This is a genomic window from Streptomyces sp. DSM 42067 (assembly GCF_055792885.1).
The window spans coordinates 8101473-8116397 of sequence record NZ_CM147706.1; the positions used below are offsets into that span (position 1 = coordinate 8101473).

General features: G+C 69.6%; 16 protein-coding genes and 1 tRNA gene. 11 read left to right on the top strand and 6 right to left on the bottom strand.

All coding sequences use genetic code 11. From position 1 onward, the window contains the following. Window positions 1–43: 43 nt before the first annotated feature. On the bottom strand, window positions 44–922 hold the full coding sequence (locus tag ACSMXV_RS36260; RefSeq protein ID WP_473175333.1) for a universal stress protein: 879 nt from the start codon (window positions 920–922) through the stop codon (window positions 44–46). Window positions 923–1055: 133 nt separating this feature from the next. Between ACSMXV_RS36260 and ACSMXV_RS36265 the strand changes: the two genes are divergently transcribed. Continuing rightward, window positions 1056–1928 (top strand): potassium channel family protein, encoded by an 873-nt coding sequence (locus ACSMXV_RS36265; RefSeq protein ID WP_473175334.1) that lies wholly within the window; start codon window positions 1056–1058, stop codon window positions 1926–1928. A gap of 36 nt (window positions 1929–1964) precedes the next feature. On the opposite strand, the gene ACSMXV_RS36270 is transcribed toward ACSMXV_RS36265, so the two are convergent. Beyond that, window positions 1965–2780 (bottom strand): SAM-dependent methyltransferase, encoded by an 816-nt coding sequence (locus ACSMXV_RS36270; protein ID WP_473175335.1) that lies wholly within the window; start codon window positions 2778–2780, stop codon window positions 1965–1967. Window positions 2781–3223: 443 nt separating this feature from the next. Here ACSMXV_RS36270 and ACSMXV_RS36275 point away from each other — a divergent pair, with 443 nt between their 5' ends. The 9 genes from ACSMXV_RS36275 (at window position 3224) to ACSMXV_RS36315 (ending at window position 9471) form a co-directional block, all read left to right on the top strand. Then, on the top strand, window positions 3224–5320 hold the full coding sequence (locus tag ACSMXV_RS36275; RefSeq protein WP_473175336.1) for a sensor histidine kinase: 2097 nt from the start codon (window positions 3224–3226) through the stop codon (window positions 5318–5320). 155 nt (window positions 5321–5475) lie between these two features. Beyond that, window positions 5476–5910: a roadblock/LC7 domain-containing protein gene (locus ACSMXV_RS36280; RefSeq protein ID WP_181661723.1), complete on the top strand. Its 435-nt coding sequence runs from the start codon at window positions 5476–5478 to the stop codon at window positions 5908–5910. A 2-nt stretch (window positions 5911–5912) separates the two neighbouring features. Beyond that, the gene (locus ACSMXV_RS36285) at window positions 5913–6284 is read left to right on the top strand and encodes a DUF742 domain-containing protein (RefSeq protein WP_181661722.1); all 372 of its coding nucleotides are present in this window, start codon (window positions 5913–5915) and stop codon (window positions 6282–6284) included. Beyond that, complete coding sequence (locus ACSMXV_RS36290) at window positions 6262–6870, top strand: GTP-binding protein (RefSeq protein WP_181661721.1); 609 nt, start codon at window positions 6262–6264, stop codon at window positions 6868–6870. Before ACSMXV_RS36285 ends, ACSMXV_RS36290 begins: the two co-directional genes overlap by 23 nt. Beyond that, window positions 6867–7523, top strand: coding sequence for a GAF domain-containing protein (locus tag ACSMXV_RS36295; RefSeq protein WP_473175337.1), 657 nt, complete (start codon window positions 6867–6869; stop codon window positions 7521–7523). The genes ACSMXV_RS36290 and ACSMXV_RS36295 overlap by 4 nt, the downstream gene beginning before the upstream one ends. Before the next feature lie 51 nt (window positions 7524–7574). Beyond that, a complete protein-coding gene (locus ACSMXV_RS36300; RefSeq protein ID WP_473175338.1) occupies window positions 7575–8159 on the top strand; it encodes a helix-turn-helix domain-containing protein in 585 nt (194 codons plus the stop codon). Then, window positions 8156–8734 carry a GNAT family N-acetyltransferase gene (locus ACSMXV_RS36305; RefSeq protein ID WP_473175339.1) on the top strand — a complete coding sequence of 193 codons (579 nt, stop codon included), beginning with the start codon at window positions 8156–8158 and terminating at the stop codon, window positions 8732–8734. Before ACSMXV_RS36300 ends, ACSMXV_RS36305 begins: the two co-directional genes overlap by 4 nt. A gap of 70 nt (window positions 8735–8804) precedes the next feature. Beyond that, entirely contained in the window at window positions 8805–9164 is a 360-nt protein-coding gene (locus tag ACSMXV_RS36310) for an MmcQ/YjbR family DNA-binding protein (protein WP_181661718.1), read from the top strand. Window positions 9165–9397: 233 nt separating this feature from the next. Further along, window positions 9398–9471 (top strand) — tRNA-Pro (locus ACSMXV_RS36315). Between the two features lie 434 nt (window positions 9472–9905). Here ACSMXV_RS36315 and ACSMXV_RS36320 read toward each other — a convergent pair. The 4 genes from ACSMXV_RS36320 to ACSMXV_RS36335 form a co-directional block, all read right to left on the bottom strand. Then, window positions 9906–10427 (bottom strand): tyrosine-type recombinase/integrase, encoded by a 522-nt coding sequence (locus tag ACSMXV_RS36320; protein ID WP_473179183.1) that lies wholly within the window; start codon window positions 10425–10427, stop codon window positions 9906–9908. 202 nt (window positions 10428–10629) lie between these two features. Further along, window positions 10630–11067, bottom strand: coding sequence for a hypothetical protein (locus ACSMXV_RS36325; RefSeq protein ID WP_473175340.1), 438 nt, complete (start codon window positions 11065–11067; stop codon window positions 10630–10632). A gap of 452 nt (window positions 11068–11519) precedes the next feature. Continuing rightward, on the bottom strand, window positions 11520–12977 hold the full coding sequence (locus ACSMXV_RS36330; RefSeq protein ID WP_473179184.1) for an AAA family ATPase: 1458 nt from the start codon (window positions 12975–12977) through the stop codon (window positions 11520–11522). Between the two features lie 815 nt (window positions 12978–13792). Further along, complete coding sequence (locus ACSMXV_RS36335) at window positions 13793–14266, bottom strand: MarR family winged helix-turn-helix transcriptional regulator (protein ID WP_473175341.1); 474 nt, start codon at window positions 14264–14266, stop codon at window positions 13793–13795. Window positions 14267–14327: 61 nt separating this feature from the next. On the opposite strand from ACSMXV_RS36335, the gene ACSMXV_RS36340 reads away from it, so the two are divergent. Then, a complete protein-coding gene (locus ACSMXV_RS36340; RefSeq protein WP_473175342.1) occupies window positions 14328–14717 on the top strand; it encodes a cupin domain-containing protein in 390 nt (129 codons plus the stop codon). The last annotated feature ends 208 nt before the right edge of the window (window positions 14718–14925 follow it).

Here is a 14925-nt window from a genome sequence, read left to right on the forward strand (position 1 = left end):
AATTCGAGGGTTGAGCCCTGCGGGGAGAACTCGCTGGCGCAGTTCATGCTTGCTGCGGGACGACGGCGACCGGGCAGTGCGCATGGTGCAGCGCGGCGTGCGCGACCCGGCCGAGCTGCAGACCGAAGTCGCCATGGCGCCGCAGTGCCCCGACGACCAGCAGATCCGCTTCGGCTGATGCGTGAAGCAGCGCCCTGTGAGTAGAGCCCTCGATCGTCTGGGCATGCGCCTGGACTCGCGGGTGCTCCTCCAGGGCCTCGCGCAGCGCGTCGGTGAGTTCGGTTGAGGCCTGCTGCTCGTGTACCCGCGCGGCATCGTCCCCGATGAGGGGGTGTTCGACGTGCTCATGGGCGGGGAAACGCCATGCCCGTACCGCGTGGAGTGTGCAGCCGCGCACCTCGGCCTCACGGAAGGCGAACCGTACGGCGGCCAGTCTCTCGGGGGAGTCGCCGACACCGACCACCACCCGCTGAAGGGCCCCTTGCCGGTTCGGTTCCGAACCGCGGACGACGATGACCGGGCAGACGCCGGCTCGCGCGGCCACGGTCAGGCTCACTGACCCCAGCAGCAGCTCAGTCAGCTCGCCGCGGCCGCGCGAGCCTGTGACCAGGACCGATGCTTCGTGGCCCGCTTGCAGCAGCGCGGACACGGCGTCGTCGGGCACCACATCGCCCGACACCTTCACGTCTGCGTTGCGACGCCGGGCCCGTTCGACACCGGACGCGATGATCTGTTCGGCCATGATCTCCTCGGAGGGGCGGGCGGTGCCGGACAACGGGCTGGTTCCCTCGTAGCGCTCCCACAAGGAGGCATAGATCAGGCGGAGCGGCACCCCATGACGTGCCGCCTCGTCCACCGCCCAGTCGACCGTCTGCAGGCTGGGTTCCGACCCGTCGACGCCCACGACCACGGGGAGACCCATCGTTCCCACCGCCTTCCTTGCCGGCCACCGTGAGGACCCCCCGTAAACACCGTCGCACCGCCCAGGACCGGTCGCGAGGTTTCCTCCACAGTTGTCTGTTGAGCCCCATACGGCGCGCCCCAGGAGGATCCAGATGAAATGGCTGATCACGCTCGTCGGCGCAGCCGTCGTGGCGACCATTCTCAGGGACGTGTTCCACACCCTGTGGCACCCCACCCGCCACGGAGGCCTCAGCAGGATCATCATGACGGGACTGTGGCGGCTGTCCTCACGGCTCGGCCCTCGACGGCGGGCGGCGGGTCTCGCGGGACCACTCGGCATGGTGAGCGTGGTGGCCACGTGGGCGTTCTGCGTGGCCGTGGGATGGGCACTGATCTACTGGCCCCACATGCCGGGCGCCTTCTCCTTCTCCGCCGCGCTCGAACCGGGCGAGCACTCCGGCCCGGTGGACGCCCTGTACGTTTCGCTGGTCACCCTCGCCACGCTCGGTCTCGGCGACATCGCACCGATCGCCGGCTGGCTGCGGATCGTCGCCCCCATGGAAGCCCTCGTCGGCTTCGCCCTGATGACGGCCACCGTCTCCTGGGTCCTGGGCATCTACCCGGCGCTCGCTCGGAGGCGGACCCTGGCGCTGCGCAGCGCGCATCTCCGCCATACCGGCTCCGCGGCGCAGCACCTGGACTCCGCCGCCGGCGCGGTGGCCCTCGACGGCCTGGCTGACGACGTCGCGCGTATCTGCGTGGACCTCTCCCAGTACGCCGAGTCCTACTACTTCCATGACGGCCACGGCGACATGTCGCTGGCTCGCCAGGTCGGCTACGCCGCCGAACTGGCCGCCCTCGGCAACAGAGCCCAACGTCTGGACGTCAGGGCATCCGCAGCCGTACTCACAGCCGCTCTCGAGGACCTCGCCTGCATCCTCGACCGATGGTTCCTGCACACCGAGGGCACCATGCGGCAGACCTTCCAGGCATACGCTCGCGACCACGGCGGCGACGCGGCATGACGTCCGAGCCGGCTCTCCTCCGGCATGCGAACGACGTCAGGGCTTGCGCCCGAGACCACCGTGCTGGCCGATCGGCACTGGTTCGCCGGACGATTTCTCCGGCCGCCACAGCGGCACCGAGACAACGCCGGGCTCCACCAGTTCCAAGCCGTCGAAGTACGCCGCGATCTGTGCCACCGGCCGCAGGAAGTAAGGGACCGCGCCCGTCTCGTTGTAGCTGTCCTGGGCCTGCTCGTAGTCCGGGTCGGTGCCCCGCGAACCGTCGTTGACGGACAGATAGCTGCCGGGCGGCAGGCCGTCCATCAGCCAGCGGACGATGGAGCATGCCTGATCGTGGTCCGCGACGTGTCCCAGGATGCCGCTGAGTATCAGGGCCGTGGGACGCGCGAGGTCCAGCGTCTCGGCGGCAGCCGCCAGGATACGGTCCGGTTCGTAGAGGCTGGCGTCGACATAGGCGGTCGCCCCTTGCGGGGTGGAGCCGAGCAGGGCGCGGGCGTGCGCGAGAACCAGCGGGTCGTTGTCGACGTAGACGATCCTCGCGTCCGGTGCGATCCCCTGGGCGACCTCGTGGGTGTTGTCCACGGTCGGCAGGCCAGACCCCACATCCACGAACTGCCGGACACCCGCCTCGGCGACCAGGTAGCGGATGCTGCGGCGCAGGAAGGCGCGGCTGCTTCGGGCGATGGTCACGATGCCGGGGAAGACGGCGCTGTACGCGTCGCCGGCCTCCTCGTCCACGGGGTGGTTGTCCTTGCCGCCCAGCCAGTAGTTCCAGATGCGGGCCGAGTGCGGCACCGAGGTGTCGATCTCCTGGTTCGCCGCCGGTCCGGGAGTGATCGCATGGTCGGTCATGGGCACCGTTCCCTCAGCCGAAGCATGTACGTCACGCACAACCTAAGGCCCAATGTCCGGGGTACGTACGTCAGTTCCCGCTTTCAACGCTGGTTTGCGGCGCCAGCATGCGAACAGACATCCAAGCGGATTTTCGTACTAGCGCACGAAGGTTCATACCGGAGCGGGACGTTGCTCGTGCGAGTTTGTCAACTGCCCGCCGCACATGATGAGTTGGCGACTACCGTCAGTGTTCGTCGCGCGACGCAGGGCCCTGCCCCGCATCACGCACGGCACTGCGACGCCGCATGCCTGAGTCGCGCCGCACGCCGGAGCCCACAGGCGCACCGCGACCCACGCCGGACCACTCCGACGTACCGAGAAGCACCCCGAAACACCCCGGAACATCCTCACGCACATCCGAAGCACACCGACGCACCCGAAGCATTCGTACTAGGACGCTGATGTCTCACCTTCGTGCACCGGCCGCACGTGCAGACCGCCGTGAAGGCGGCCGGCACGGCAAACCGGGCGGCCGTGCCGTGCCGCAACTGCCCGAGGCACCCGTACGGCCGCAGTTGCTGCGCATCGCGGTACTGCCCCCCGTCGCGGTCGCCCTGAGCGCGTGCGCCGCCGTGCTGTTCACCGTCCGCTCGACGGGTGTCGCGCCGAGCCTCACGCTGTGGGCCGTGCTCTCCGGAGCCGTCGGGGTCACCCTGGCGGGCATCGTGATCGCCGCCGTCGCGGCCGATCGTGCCGCGAGGTCCGTGCGCGACCGCGTCGGTGCCCTGCGCCGCACAGCCGCCCGGAACCAGTCCTACCTGCGTGACGTCGTGGAGGCGCTGCGTAGGGGAGACGGGCCGCCGCCGACCGGTCGTACGCCTGCCCAAACAGCCCCGAACGGCGACGAATTCGCCCTGCTCGCCGACGAACTCTCCCGCACCCACGACGTGGCCGTGGCCGCCGTGGTCAAGGCCTCTCAGCTCTCGAGCCAGGCCGGAAGCGCGCAGAAGGTCGAGGTCTTCGTCAATCTCGCGCGACGGCTCCAGTCGCTCGTACACCGCGAGATCACGATCCTCGACGACCTGGAGCACGAGGTCGAGGACCCCGAACTGCTCAAGGGACTCTTCCACGTCGACCATCTGGCCACCCGCACCCGCCGGCACGCGGAGAACCTCGCCGTGCTCGGCGGAGCGGTCTCCCGCCGCCAGTGGACCAACCCGGTCTCCATGACGGAAGTCCTGCGCTCGGCCATCGCGGAGGTCGAGCAGTACTCGCGCGTCAAGCTCGTGCCGCCCATCGACGGCACCCTGCGCGGGCACGCCGTCGCCGACGTCATCCATCTGCTGGCGGAACTCGTCGAGAACGCCACCGCGTTCTCCGCACCCGGGACGCAGGTGCTGCTGCGCGCGGGCACGGTGACCTCCGGACTGGCCGTCGAAGTCGAGGACCGCGGCCTCGGCATGCCCGTCACCGAGCAGAACAAGATGAACGCCCTCCTCGCCGACCCGGACCAGGTCAATGTCGCGAGCCTCCTCCAGGACGGGCGGATCGGCCTGTACGTGGTCTCCCAACTGGCCCGCAGGCATGGCATCGCGGTGCGGCTGGGGACCAATATCTACGGCGGCGTGCAGGCCGTCATCGTCGTACCGCAGGACCTGCTCGGCGGGGAGCCGGATCAGCCCCCGGCGCGTGCCCTCCAGGCAGCGGCTGCGCCCAGCTCGCCGCAGCCGACGGGCACCCGTGGCACCGGCGGTGACGCGGCGGATGTGCAGGGGCAACGGGTCGCCGTCGCCGACGCCCCGCTTCCCGCGCACGGCGCGCGCATCGCCGTCCCGCGGCAACGGCAGGGGCAACAGCAACCGGCACAGCCGCAGCAACCGACACGGCCCCAGCAACTCACACAGCCCCAGCGCGCCGAGTCGCAACCTCAGCACAGCGAGTCGCAGCCCGAGCACAGCGAGTCGCAGCCCCAGCGCAGGGAGTCGCAGCCCCATCCCCGGAACTGGTCGCAGCCGGACCGGACCGCCCCGCTGTCTATGCCGTCGCCCGACGGGACAGTCGCGCCGTCCACGGCCTCCGCCGGCGGAACAGTGGCTCGCCCGGCCCACGCACCGGCCGATGCGACAACCGCTCAATCGGCCGCGACAACCGCCCAGCCCGCGAAGGGCGGCAGCGTTGCGCCACTGCCCGTCCGCGGAGCACGGAAGAACCGCCCCAGCATCGCCGAATCCGTGCCAGGCATCCGGCCCGAGGACCGGCAGGCCGCTACGGAGCACGCCGCCACCCTGCTCACGCCCCGCTCGGAAGCGGTGCGCGGCACCGTGGAGCGGCCCCGACTCCCCAGGCGCCGCGCCCAGCAGCACATAGTGCCTCAGCTGAGGGAAGGGCCGGTCCCGCGCCGCGAGGAGCAACTCGTCGGCCATGACCCAGGGCTCATGGCCGCGTTCCGGCGCGGCATCGGCCTGGCCGAGGCGCAGTACGCGCGCGACCAGGCGAACGACCGGGCAAGCGACCACCACCTCGGCGCCCAGCCTGACGGGAGCGAACCGGCTGGCTGATGCGCTCCACTCCGCACATGTCCGCCCCCCTCACATGTCCCCATTCCCCCACATGTCCGCATCCCCCACATGCCCCGCAACCCCCCACCTCGTGCCCCGCACCCCGCAACCCCGCTCCCGCAGAACCTTTACTACTCCAAGGAGTCGATCCCCCCATGGCGAGCGATGTGCCGACCGGCCATGTATCCGATCTCGACTGGCTGATGAGCGGCCTCGTGCAGCGTGTGCCGCACACCAGAAGTGCCGTGCTGCTCTCCTCCGACGGACTCGTCAAGTCCGTCCACGGCCTCGACCCGGACAGCGCGGACCACATGGCCGCGCTCGCGTCGGGCCTGTACTCGCTGGGCCGCAGCGCGGGTGTCCGATTCGGGGACGGCGGGGAGGTGCGCCAGGTCGTCGTGGAGCTCGACTCCACCCTGCTGTTCGTCACCACCGCCGGCTCCGGCACCTGCCTGGCCGTACTCGCCGGGCGCGAGGCCGATGCGGCAGTGCTCGGATACGAGATGGCGATGCTGGTCAAGAGCGTGCGCCCGTATCTGGTCACAGCGCCACGGCAGCCCGCCGCCCAACCTTCGGCGATGAGGCCTTGAGGGTGGCGGCGCCCCAGGACGGGCCGTGGTTGGACGGGGCGGCCGGACGGCTCGTCCGCCCCTACACGGTCAGCGACGGCCGGACCCGTCCGTCCGCGGCCCTGGACCTGCTGTCGCAGTTCATGACCACCGGAACCAAGCCCCTCGGCTATCTCGGACCCGAGCACCGACAGGTCCTCGACCTGTGCAAGGGCCCGCTCTCGGTCGCGGAGATCGCCGCCCACCTGAAGCTGCCCGCAGCCGTCACGAAGGTCCTGCTCTCCGACCTCGTCGACTGCGGGGCGCTCACCACCAAGCCCCCCGACTTCTACCACAACCCCACTGACCGGTCCCTTCTGGAGGCAGTGCTCGATGGACTACGACGACAGCTCTGACGCATTCCCGACCGCGCTGAAGATCCTCGTCGCGGGCGGGTTCGGGGTCGGCAAGACGACCTTCGTGGGCGCGGTCAGCGAGATCGCGCCGCTCAGTACGGAGGAGCTGCTCACCACGGTCAGCGCGGCGACCGACAATCTGGAAGGCATCGAGAACAAGGTCGAGACGACCGTCGCGATGGACTTCGGGCGGATCACCCTCGACCGGCAGCACGTGCTCTATCTGTTCGGTACGCCCGGGCAGGAGCGGTTCTGGTTCATGTGGGACGAGCTCTCCACAGGTGCCCTCGGCGCGGTGGTCCTCGCCGATACCCGGCGGCTGCAGGACTGCTTCGCGGCCGTCGACTTCTTCGAGGAGCGCGGCCTGGGGTTCATTCTCGCGATCAACGATTTCGACGGCGCGCACCGCTACGACCCCGAGGAAGTACGGGCTGCGATAGACCTCGATCCGCGCGTGCCCGTGGTGCGGTGCGACGCGCGGATCTCCAGTTCGGCCATCCAGACCCTGCTGACCCTCGTCAAGCATCTGCTGGCCCACGCCCCGTCCCACGCGCCCAGCCACGGAGCCCACGGAGCCCACACATGAGGTACCACCCGCCCGCATCCGCGGCCCCACTCCTGCTGACGCCCGTCGACAGCGAGGCACCCGCACGGATGCAGCGGCTGCGCCTGCTCGGTCTGGGGGAGCGGCCCGAACCCACGCTCGACGCCTTCGCGGACCGGCTCGCCGAGGTGACCGGGGCGCCGTACGCCATGGTCAACTTCATCGACGAGAACCGCCAGTTCTTCGCAGGCCTGCATGTCCCGGGCGGCAGGCACACCGGTATCGGGCGCGGTGTGGCGGAAGCGGCGGCGGTCACACATGGGCATGGGCATGCGACACATGGGGTGCACCACGGGGTACAGGGGCTCCATGGGGTAGAGGGGTCCCATGGTGTGAACCGCTATATGGCCAGGGACCATGGGTACTGCCCCCATGTGGTCGTCCGACGCAAGGCGCTGGTCCTGGAGGACGTCTGCGACTTTCCGCGGTTCGCCGGGAACCCGGTTGTCGACGAGATCGGGATTCGCTCGTACATGGGCGCCCCGCTCATCGACCGCACGGGCATCGCGCTCGGCACGGTATGTGTGGTGGACACCGAGCCCCGGCCCTGGGGGAGGGCCGGACTCGAGACGATCAAGTGGATGGCGGCGGAGCTGACCGAACAGATCCAGGCGCGGGAGGACGGCGGTATCTGAGCACTCTGTTTCAGGTAGGGGCTGTTTCAGATATGGGATAGCATCCCGAATATGAAACAAGACGTGAGTGTGCTCGCCGCCGACCCGGTTGACGTCCGGCTCGCGGCGCGCCTGGCGGAGCTGCGCGCCGAACGAGGCTGGTCGCTGGGCGAGCTGGCGGAACGCACCGGAATCAGCCGCTCGACGCTGTCCCGTGCGGAGCGCGCGGAGATCAGCCCCACGGCCTCCCTCCTCAACCGGATCTGCGCCGTCTACCAGCGCACCATGTCGCAACTGCTCAGCGAGGTGGAGGCGGAACCGGCACAGGTGGTGCGCGCGGCCGACCAGGCGGAGTGGACGGACAGCGCCTCCGGCTTCGTACGCCGCTCGGTGTCGCCGCCACTCGCGGGCCTGCGCGGCGAGATCGTCGAGGGCCGGCTCGAGGCGGGCGCGGACATCGCCTACGACCGGCCTTCCGTGCCGGGCCTGGAGCAGCACATCTGGGTCCTGGACGGGACGCTGCACCTCACCACGCAGGGCGACGAACACGTCCTGAACAGCGGTGACTGTCTGCGCTTCCGCGTGTGGGGGCCGGTCCGTTTCCACTGCCCCGGGCCGAACCCGGTGCGGTACGCCCTGGTGGTGGTGGCCCCATGACCCGGATACACCGGCTGTCGTCCGCAGAACTGCTCGCCGCCGCGGACGCTCTAGGTGATCTTCTCAGCGACGTGGTGGACGGCGGGTCCTCGCTTGGATTCCTGGCGCCCCTGGACCCGGGCACGGCTGCCGCATGGTGGCGGGGCCTGGCGCCCGCGGTGGCGGACGACCGCCTCGCCGTATGGACCGCTCGGGACGGGGACCGCGTGATCGGAACGGTCAGCGTCGCCTTCGCGGACAAGCCGAACGGCCGGCACCGCGCCGAGATCAACAAGCTGATGGTGAACCGCACGGCGCGCGGCCGAGGGCTCGGCCGCACCCTGCTGACCACCGCGGAACGCGCCGCAGCCGCCGCGGGCGTGACCCTGCTGATCCTCGACACCCAGACGGCCAGTCCCGCCGAGTCCCTGTACCGCGCGGCCGGGTGGACAGAGGCCGGCGTGATCCCGGACTTCGCGACGGACCCGGCCGGGACGCTGCATCCGACGACGCTGTTCTACAAGCGAGTGAACGACATCGATCCTGTGAAGCCGGTGGACGAAGCAAGCCGCGTGGCGGTGCAGACCAGCACCTGACGGGCTCCGGCGGGGATTGGCCGGTGGATTGGCCGGGGGATTGTCGGTGGCGTTGGCTACGGTTCGTGTCATGCCAGACGCAGACGACGTACGCCGCATCGCCCTCTCGCTGCCGGATACGACGGAGAAGATCGCCTGGGCCATGCCCACCTTCCGGGTCGCCGGAAAGATGTTCGCCACGCTGCCCGAGGACGAGACATCCATCGCCGTCCGCTGCCCCAAGGAAGAGCGCGACGAGCTGGTCCTCGCCGAGCCCGAGAAGTTCTGGATCGCCGACCACGAGGCGGGCTTCGCATGGGTCCGGGTGCGGCTCGGCGCGCTGGAGGACGACGGCGAGCTGCACGACATCCTCGCCGACTCCTGGCGCCAGGCCGCGCCGGGCCGCCTGCACGAGGCGTATCCGGAGCTGGGGCTGCCGGCCATCGACTGACACGCTAGGGCCGGTCCGTCGACGTCTTCCGCTGTTCCCGCGCATCGGCGCGCGGCTGATCCCGCCCATGGGCGCGCGAGGGGCCCGTATCCGCAGGTGGCGCGGCGGTCCGGGGCCCGGCGGCAGCTTGAGGGGATGTCATCGGGACGAAAAGCCGTGAGCGACCACGGGCCGGAGTGCGGTATTGTTTCCGTGCGCGTTCGGCCAGGGGAAACCCCAGGTCATACGAGCACCGGGACGTGGCGCAGCTTGGTAGCGCACTTGACTGGGGGTCAAGGGGTCGCAGGTTCAAATCCTGTCGTCCCGACAGGAATGTCGGTGGAAACCGCAGTTCAACGGCCGGTTCGAGGCATCTCGAACCGGCCGTTGTCTGTTTGACCGAATGGGAGCGGCCCAGGGTCTCGGGTGCTCCCAGAATCGAAAGCGTCCCGCGGACGGTGTCGATGGGTTGTGCGTTCGTGCAGGTCGTGACGGTTTCGGGGAGTAGCGGCTGTTCGATGGACAACATGTCTCGCGGGTAAGGGGTCGTGAGTGCCCGAACGTGCGTGTACGGCGGCTCAGGTACGTCTACGGCCGGTCGTCCGTGAGAGTGCCGCATGCGCGTGAGTCGGGAGTGCCTGCCATGCCGGAGTTCTGGGAGCGCATTCCCGTGGCGGTCAAGGTGTTTCGCTCCCACGTGCTCCCAGTCGTTCGATTTTCTTGCTCGATTTCTCGGGTGGTGTGGACGGAGGGTGAGGGGCTCTACCAGCGTTGTGGGGTGCCCGGGACGGGGTGGCAGTCGCCGTTGAGGTAGTCGGTGAGGGTCTGTCGGGCGGTGGTGAGGTGGCGGATGCTGGGGTGGAGGTGGCGCTGGGTGGTGGTGATGCTGCGGTGTCCGGCGATCTGCTGGAGGGCGTGGAGGGGGATGCCGGCGTCGGCCATCCAGGTCAGTGCGGTGTGTCGGAGGTCGTGGCGGCGCAGGTGTTCGTGGCCGAGGCGGCGGGTGACGTCGTCCCAGTGGGTGGCGCGGCGCAGGCCCGCGGTGGTGATGCGGCCCCCGGAGGGGCCGGTGAACAGGCGGGTGTCGGGCGTGCCGTGTACGGCGGCGATGCGGGCCGTGACGAGGGGGCGGAGGGGTTCGATGATGGGGACGGGTCGGGCGCGTTTGCCTTTGGTGGGCTTGTCGGCGAGTCCGCCGGGGGCTGGGGTGGTCTGGCGGCGGGCGTTCCAGATCCAGTGGTGGCGGTCGATGTCGCGGACGCGGATGCCGGAGACTTCGCCGATGGCGTGCGCCGGTGCAGGCGGCGAAGATCACGGCCTGGCCCCAGCTGGGATAGTGGTGGTGGGAGGCGTCGGTGAGCGCGTCGGCGAGTCGGCGGAGCGTGGTGAAGTCGGGCAGTGCCAGGCCTCGTGGCTCGGTCAGTGCGTCCTCGGGGGTGAGGTAGAGGCGCTGCCAGCCCTTTAGTGCTTGCGGGGGCTGGGTGAGTCAGCCGTCGCGGGTGGCCTGGCGGGTGATACGGGCCAGGACGGCCAGGGTGTTCTTGATCGCGGACTGTCGGTGTCCGCTGGCAGCCCAGTGGTGGACGGCGCGGTCGATCGTTCCGGGTGTGAGGCGGTCGATGGGGATGGTGCCGAGGGTGGGCAGGAGTCGTTGTCGCCAGGCGGCGAGGTAGGCGCCGCGGGTGGTCGGTTCCAGGCCGGCGAGGGCGAGGTCCTTGACGCGGGCTCCGTAGCCGGCGAGGGAGGGCGCGTCGGGAAGGTGGGGCACCGGGCGCTCGGCGAGCGAGGTCAGGGCGGTCAGCAGGGCGGCGGCGAGATCCGGGAGGCAGTGGGCGGACTGCTGCCCGGGAGCGATCGGCAGGGGAGGGGCGGGTACGGGCCTCGTCGGTGCGGGGCCGGACGACGGCGGCGAGGGTGATGTCATGTCTGCACCGTGGGCGCCGACCGGCTCGTGCGACAGTTTGATCTCGGCCGGTTCCTCAACACGTGCTGAGTTAGGTGGCGTTGGTCACCGACGGGCGGCGCGTCACGCCGCCGCATGGACGATCGTGCTGCAGCGGCGTCATGGTCGGCAGGCCGACTCCGATGGCAGTCGATCCCCGCGTGCGGCCTGGTGGGCCTGAAGTGTGGTGGCCGGACCGCCGGAACGTGGCGGTCCGGACGCGACAGCGGCGCGGGCTTATCCCTGGTACGGGTCGGTGATTGTGTAGGGGCTGCGGGCGGCTGCGACGAGGGGGGCCGTGAATGATGCGCACCCGTGGTGCCGACACCACCGCGGTAGTGGAGTCCGTGCTCGCCGAAGACTGCCTCGGCACGACAGAGGTCATGATCAGGGGGCGGGCCGAGGGGCGCTGAGGTGCCCGGGGATACGGCGGGTCAGGCGCCCTTGTAGAGGCGTTCGAGGTCGACGAGTTGGATGTTCGGGTCGTGGGCGGCGCGGGTGTGCAGGTCGTCGGTGAAGCCGGCGCCGCTGAAGCAGAGCAGGCGGGTGGCGGGGGCGTTTACGGTGCCGCGGGCGCGGATCAGGTCGCGGATGTGCTCGAGGCGCTGGACGTGGCCGAAGCCCATGGTCTCGTTCCACTTGGCCTCGCCGATGGCGAGGAGTGTCTCGCGGCCGTCCTCGTCGCGTCCGAAGGCGGCGAGGTCGACTTCGTGGCTGGCGCGGGCCGCGGTGTCGGCGACAGTGCCTGACTCGACGCGGGTGCGCTGTCCGCCGAGGGTGTCAGGGGAGGCGTACCAGCGGGTCCAGGTGCGGCACAGCTGCTCGAAGTGGGGGCCGATGACCTTGCTGCGGAAGGTGGGCTGCGAGCGCTGCCAGACGGATTCGGCCTGGCCGGGGCGCTCGAGGTCGCTCCACTCGGGGCGCATCAGGGCGTAGTTGAAGGTCAGGATCGGCTCGTTGATGCGGTAAGCGGAGCGTTTGCCGTGGAAGGCATCGGGTTCGCGGCTGATCATGCCGGTGTCCTCGAGGACGGTCAGGGCGTGTCCGAGGTCGGTGGACTTGCGCTCCAGGAAGCTCGCGATGCCGCCGCGGGTGTGGTTTCCCTGGGCGATGGCGGCGAGGACGCCGTGGTAGAGCGCGGTGTCGCGCAAGTCGGGTTCCTCGGCGAGGAGGAAGCGGGCTTCGCGGAAGAGCGGGCGGCCGGGGTTGAGGATGTTGCGCAGGATCCACGGGCCGAAATCGTCCAGGTCAGCGGGGACGTCGCCGAGGGTGAACTCGCGGCCGTAGGCCGGGGTGCCGCCGACGACGGAGTTGACCAGCATGGCCAGGCGCGGGTCGGTGATGCCCCAGAAGTCGGCGGCGAGGCGGAAGTCGAGGGTGGGCACGATCAGTTCGAGGCTGGCGCGGCCGCGCAGCGGTGCGGTGCCGGAGAGCAGGTTGCCCATCAAGGACAGCGCCGAGCCGCACAGCAGGAGACGTACGGGGCCGACCTCGCGGCGGCCCTGCGGGCCCAGTGCGCGCTGCAGTAGGGAGGGGAGTTCGGGGGAGGCCTTGGCGAGGAAGGGGAATTCGTCGATGACGACGGTGAGGGGGCCGGTGCGCGCGGTGGCGAGGTGCATCGTGGCCTCGACGGCCTCGTCCCAGTGCGTGAACCGGTACGGGACGGTTCGGCCCTCGAAACGGGCCATCGCGACGCCGTACTGGCGCAGCGACTCCGCCTCGGTGGCCTCGCTGGCGGCGAAGAAGAAGCCGTCCGTGGCCCGTGCGATCCCATCGAGCAGGAAGGTCTTGCCCTGCCTGCGCCGCCCGGAGACCACACCGAGGGTCGCCTCGGGGCCCGGGTAGGTGACGAAGCGCACCAGCTCGGACCACTCGAAGTCACGGTCGAACATGCCGTCCGGCTTGTGGGTTTTCGGCTGGCTCACGGGACACCTCCGGGATGGCATTGCAATAATGAGCGTGTTAATTATAGACGCACCTATCATTTAGCGCCGTGGGTTGTCTGCCACGCCTGGACCTCCGGGGCTGTTTCCGGAGACCCCGCAACGGTCCGCCGAGGGCCGGGCGTGCCGTGGCGCCGTACGTCCATGCGGTGGGTGTCGCGGCAGCCGCAGGTGCGGTACAGGCGTCCGGGGGAGACGAGAGACGACGTGGACATGGCACGCTCGCCGTGCGCCAGCACTTCCTTCCGGCCATCGAAGCCGGCTGCTTTCCGGCACCCCGCCCTGGCCGCGCAGGCTGCGCATCCACCGGCTCTCCAACAGCGAGATCTACTCACTGAGAGATGCCCATCCTGATCACCGCTGGTCAGCGGTGCTGGCGTGGGTGGCCGGTGGCGTACTTGTCCTGGCCGCGGGCGGGAGGCTGGAGTCTAGATCATCTGACATGTCGCGGATGGGGGTTCTGTGCTTCGGCCGCGCCTCGGGTTGGCGGGGGGAGCGCCGACGAAAGTGCGCTGGTTGCACTGACGAAACGATGAGCCGGTTTCGCTATGTCTGGGCAGGCCAGGGGCGGCGTGATGGCGCTTACACGTATGACTGCCCGGTGGCTGGTGAGTCACCGGGCAGTCGGCCTTGCGGTTGTTGATCTTCAGTGGACTATTGAAGTGCGGGCAGTCTCACTCATCGGACTCGCTCTCTTCTGGCCTGGTGACGCAACCCGTTGCCGTCGTTGCCGCCGCGCCCCTTCGCCACGACGCCGTACCGTTTCACCAGACGGGGCGCCATGGTGGGATCGAGTCTCCGGCCAAAGTGCGGATGACTGCCGCGAGTTCGGATCGCGGAACCTGTTGGCCGGCTTCGTGGAGCTGCTTGGTCAACTGTGCCTCCAGTTCATGCAGGATCCGTCCGGCCACAGCGAGGTGCTCCAGCGCCTTCTCGGTCAGGACAACGAGTTTGCGACGGCCGCCGGTAGGGTGCGGTTGCCGCTCGACGTAGCCCCGCTTCTCCAGATCGTCGACGATCTGGCCGGCGGCCTGCTTGGTGACCCCGAGCTGCTCGGCCAGTTCGCTGCTCGTCGCACCGGAACCGCGTAGCGCCTGGAAGACCAAGCCGTGCATGGGGCGGAGATCGGCATAGCCGGCGGCGTCAAGACGGCTCACGAACTCGGAGAGGACCAACTGGAAGGCCATTCCGAGCAGGAAGGTGAGCTCGGCGCGCTCGAGGGGGTCATGGGTCTCCACCAGCTCATCTTGACACACCTGAATAAAGTCGCTTTACTCGCTGCGAGTAAAGGCGCTTTACATGGAGGGTGTGCACATGTACGTGGTCAGCGAGAGCGAGCAGCGGACGACCAAGACGCCGACTGGCTCGATGTTCGGCCTGGCTGCCCCCAGCCAGGGCAGTGCTGAGGTCAGCACCTGGCGGGTGGAAGTCGGCGCGGACTCCGCCACGCCGGTGCACATCATCGACCGCGAGCAGGTGTGGATGCCCCTGTCGGGCGAGTTCGAGATCGAGGTGGAGGGCAAGGCCGGGCGCGCCAAGGCCGGTCAGGCCATCATCGTGCCCGCTGGTGCGGTGCGGCAGCTGAAGGCCGTGGGTGGCCCGGCAGAGGCTGTGGTCGCCATGGCCGTGGGCGGCCAGGCGATGATGCCGGGCAGCGAGGACAAGATCCCGCTTCCGTGGGCGGAGTGACCCCTTCCCCCGTGAACAGCCCGACCAGGCCAACCCTCGATGGTTCTGGTCGGGCTGTTCGTCTCTTCGAGCTCTGCCCCGCAGCCCGTGCGTGACCGCGATCCTGGGTGGCAACTTCCGCCGTGTCACCGCTGGGAAATGATCTCCGCGAGCGTGGGAAGTGATGAGCACCAACAACGGAATCAGCCCTGGCTGAGGACTTTCGTCG

Coding starts and splice junctions, on each gene's coding strand:
- ACSMXV_RS36295 (WP_473175337.1), top strand. CDS start 6,867: ATGAGGTACCACCCGCCCGCATCCGCGGCCCCACTCCTGCTGACGCCC.
- ACSMXV_RS36330 (WP_473179184.1), bottom strand. CDS start 12,977: ATGTTCGACCGTGACTTCGAGTGGTCCGAGCTGGTGCGCTTCGTCACC.
- ACSMXV_RS36305 (WP_473175339.1), top strand. CDS start 8,156: ATGACCCGGATACACCGGCTGTCGTCCGCAGAACTGCTCGCCGCCGCG.
- ACSMXV_RS36275 (WP_473175336.1), top strand. CDS start 3,224: ATGTCTCACCTTCGTGCACCGGCCGCACGTGCAGACCGCCGTGAAGGC.
- ACSMXV_RS36280 (WP_181661723.1), top strand. CDS start 5,476: ATGGCGAGCGATGTGCCGACCGGCCATGTATCCGATCTCGACTGGCTG.
- ACSMXV_RS36265 (WP_473175334.1), top strand. CDS start 1,056: ATGAAATGGCTGATCACGCTCGTCGGCGCAGCCGTCGTGGCGACCATT.
- ACSMXV_RS36300 (WP_473175338.1), top strand. CDS start 7,575: ATGAAACAAGACGTGAGTGTGCTCGCCGCCGACCCGGTTGACGTCCGG.
- ACSMXV_RS36260 (WP_473175333.1), bottom strand. CDS start 922: ATGGGTCTCCCCGTGGTCGTGGGCGTCGACGGGTCGGAACCCAGCCTG.
- ACSMXV_RS36340 (WP_473175342.1), top strand. CDS start 14,328: ATGGAGGGTGTGCACATGTACGTGGTCAGCGAGAGCGAGCAGCGGACG.
- ACSMXV_RS36325 (WP_473175340.1), bottom strand. CDS start 11,067: ATGACATCACCCTCGCCGCCGTCGTCCGGCCCCGCACCGACGAGGCCC.
- ACSMXV_RS36310 (WP_181661718.1), top strand. CDS start 8,805: ATGCCAGACGCAGACGACGTACGCCGCATCGCCCTCTCGCTGCCGGAT.
- ACSMXV_RS36270 (WP_473175335.1), bottom strand. CDS start 2,780: ATGACCGACCATGCGATCACTCCCGGACCGGCGGCGAACCAGGAGATC.
- ACSMXV_RS36290 (WP_181661721.1), top strand. CDS start 6,262: ATGGACTACGACGACAGCTCTGACGCATTCCCGACCGCGCTGAAGATC.